Source organism: Propioniciclava sp., assembly GCF_036744435.1.
Lineage (GTDB): Bacteria > Actinomycetota > Actinomycetes > Propionibacteriales > Propionibacteriaceae > Propioniciclava.
Genome location: NZ_DAIOIA010000198.1, coordinates 1 through 2,770, shown reverse-complemented (window position 1 = coordinate 2,770; position 2,770 = coordinate 1). Strand labels below are relative to the sequence as shown.

General features: G+C 73.0%; 4 protein-coding genes. 3 read left to right on the top strand and 1 reads right to left on the bottom strand.

The annotated features are described in order from the left end of the window. The 3 genes from V7E09_RS15080 to V7E09_RS15070 form a co-directional block, all read left to right on the top strand. Positions 1-941, top strand: a 941-nt coding sequence (locus V7E09_RS15080; RefSeq protein ID WP_324523667.1) for a CobW family GTP-binding protein, incomplete at its 5' end; no start/stop codon positions are given. A gap of 49 nt (positions 942-990) precedes the next feature. Next, the gene (ykgO, locus tag V7E09_RS15075; protein WP_324511457.1) at positions 991-1,113 is read left to right on the top strand and encodes a type B 50S ribosomal protein L36; all 123 of its coding nucleotides are present in this window, start codon (positions 991-993) and stop codon (positions 1,111-1,113) included. A 4-nt stretch (positions 1,114-1,117) separates the two neighbouring features. Then, entirely contained in the window at positions 1,118-2,383 is a 1,266-nt protein-coding gene (locus V7E09_RS15070) for a CobW family GTP-binding protein (protein WP_324511458.1), read from the top strand. A 41-nt stretch (positions 2,384-2,424) separates the two neighbouring features. Here V7E09_RS15070 and V7E09_RS15065 read toward each other — a convergent pair. After that, positions 2,425-2,770, bottom strand: a 346-nt coding sequence (locus V7E09_RS15065) for a hypothetical protein (RefSeq protein WP_324523665.1), incomplete at its 5' end; no start/stop codon positions are given.

Here is a 2,770-nt window from a genome sequence, read left to right as displayed (position 1 = left end):
ACCTGACCGGCGTCCTGGAACGCACCACGATCGACCTGGAGCACGCGTGCGTCTCGTGCGCCATCCGCGAGGACATCGTGCCGACCCTGGAGCGGCTCGCCGCTGCCGGTCGGTGGGACGCGGTGCTGGCTTGCCTGCCGGTCACCGCCGAGTCGACGCAGGTCTGCCGGGTGCTGTCCTGGGCGCCCGCCAAGGCGCCCCACGTCAGGATCGCCGCGGTGGTGGCCGCGCTCAACGGGGCGACCGTGCCCGACGACCTGCTGGGTGAGGATCTGGTCGCCGAGCGCGGCCTGGCCACGGCCGATGACGACGACCGCGGGATCGCCGAGGTGGCCTGCGCCCAAGTGGAGTACGCCGACCTGCTGTGCCTCAGCGAACCGCCCGGCCCCGAAGCGACGGGTCTGCTGACCGCGCTCGCCCGACCACACGTCCCCCTCGTCACCGACCTGTCCCTGCTCGACGCGGCGACATTGGACGCGTGCGTCCACCAGCATCCGGCCACCGAGGCGTGGGTCGGGGAGGTGCGCGAAGGCGTCCTCCCGGCGCTGGAGCACGGGGCGGCCTGGCGGCTGGATCTGCACTCGGACCGGCCGTTCCATCCCGAACGGTTCACCCAGGAACTCGCCACCCTGGGCTCTGGGCCGCGCCGCTCCCGCGGCTGTTTCTGGTTGCCGACCCGGCCCCGCGACATCTGCGTCTGGGACGGGGCAGGCGGCCAGGCCAGCGTCGGGTGCACCCAGCAATGGGATCTCGGCCAGCGCCCGTTCACCCGCATCGTCATCACCGGCATCGACGACGACCACGCCGAGCGCGACGCCATCAAGGCGGCCTTTGCGCGCTGCCTGGTCACCGACGAGGAACTGGCCGCCCGTGGCTGGTCCTGGGACGACGGCTGGGACGGCCTGGAGGCCTGGCTCGGCCCCATCGACACCCACGCCTGAACGACCTCGGCATCCGCTCCTGGATGCCTCTACGACAAGGAGAAACATCATGAAGGTCCGCAACTCACTGCGCGCGCTGAAGATGCAGCCCGGCTCCCAGGTGGTGCGCCGCCGGGGCCGCACGTTCGTCATCAACAAGCGCAACCCGCGCCTCAAGGCCCGCCAGGGCTGAGCGCGTGGCCGCCGGGAGGGTGCCGGTCATCGCGGTGACCGGCTACCTCGGGGCAGGCAAGACGAGCCTGCTCAACCACCTGCTGCGCACCCCGGAGGCCCGGCTCGGGGTCGTCATCAACGACTTCGGCGCCCTCAACGTCGACGCGGCGCTGGTGGCGGGCCAGATCGATCAGGCAGCCAGCATCACCGGGGGCTGCCTGTGCTGCCTGCCGGACGCCGGGGGACTGGACGCCGCCCTGAGCAGGCTCGCCCACCCGCGGTTGCGCCTGGACGCGATCCTCATCGAAGCCAGCGGGGTCGCCGATCCGGCGGTGCTCGCCCGCGTGCTGCGCTGCAGCACGGCGTCTCGAACCCGACCGGCGGGCCTCATCGACGTCGTGGACGCCGTGGAGCACTTCGCCACAGTGGACGCCTGGCCGACGCCCCCGCTGCGCTACGCGGCGGCCTCCCTGGTCGTGGTCGGCAAGACCGACCTGCTGCCCGCCGGGGAACGCGGTGCTGTCCTCGAGCGGATTCGCGGCCGGGTGCGGGAGCGCAACTCGCGCGCCACCGTCATCGCGGCCCGCGCCGGACGCATCGATCCCACGCTCGTGTTCGACGTAGCCGCCGACACCGAGGCGGCCCCCATGCTGCCGTTGTGGCCCGCGGCCAGCGGCGCCCGCGACGAGGGGGGAGGACACGGGTCTGAGCGCATCGAGGTCGTCAGCACCGGCTCAGGCCGCCCCAGCGGCGGTGCCGGTGACATCGACACCGGGCACCCCCTCGGCACCGGCCACGTCCACGTCGGCCACCATCACGTCGGCCACGGACGCGCAGGGTCGGCGCATGCTCGCTCGGTCTCGCGGACGCTGCGGGGTCCGGTCGCCCCCGGTGTGCTGCTCGACCTGTTGGAACACCCGCCCGCGGGCGCCTACCGGATCAAGGGGCGGGTGCGCGTCCCAGGCCCCCGGGCCGACCGGGGTTACGTCGTCCACCTCGTCGGATCCATGATCCACCTCTCAGCCCTGGCTGAGCCGCCCGGATCGGGTGAACTCGTCATCATCGGCCCGGACCTCGACGTGGCCGCAGCCGAGCGGGCACTCGATGACGTCGCAGACCCCCGGATGGGTCATGAAAGGATCGCTGCCCCGATGGGTCGTGGGGCGGCGTCCGCCTGGATGGGTCGTGGGGCGGCGTCCGCCTCGATGGGTCGTGACGCGACGTCCGCCTCGATGGGTCGTGACGACGGAGCGGCCCTGCGTCGCCTGGAACGCTACCGACGCGCCTGACCCCCGGCGAGGATGCCCCACGCCGGGGTGGCGCGGCGGCGTCACGCGAGCAAGCGGGACGCCTGCTCGCTGGCCCCGAACACGATGTCGTACTGCTCGTCGATCAGGGGGGCCGTCTGTGCGGTCTTGCGGGCCAGGACGCGACCGTGGGACCACCAGCCCGCGAGCCAGCCCAGCAACCCCAGCGCGCCCAGCGGCACCGACAGGATCACCAGCCCGGCCGTCAGGGCGAACACCGATCCGGCCAAGAAGGCCGAGCCGACGATGCCCAGGGCGACGGCGACGGTGATCGCGGCGGCCGAGCGGGAGCGCTCCAGGTCGCGGATGGAACGCAGCGCGTCCTCGGCCTGGCGCTGCAACTCGTTGATGACCTGCCGGTTGGGGAGG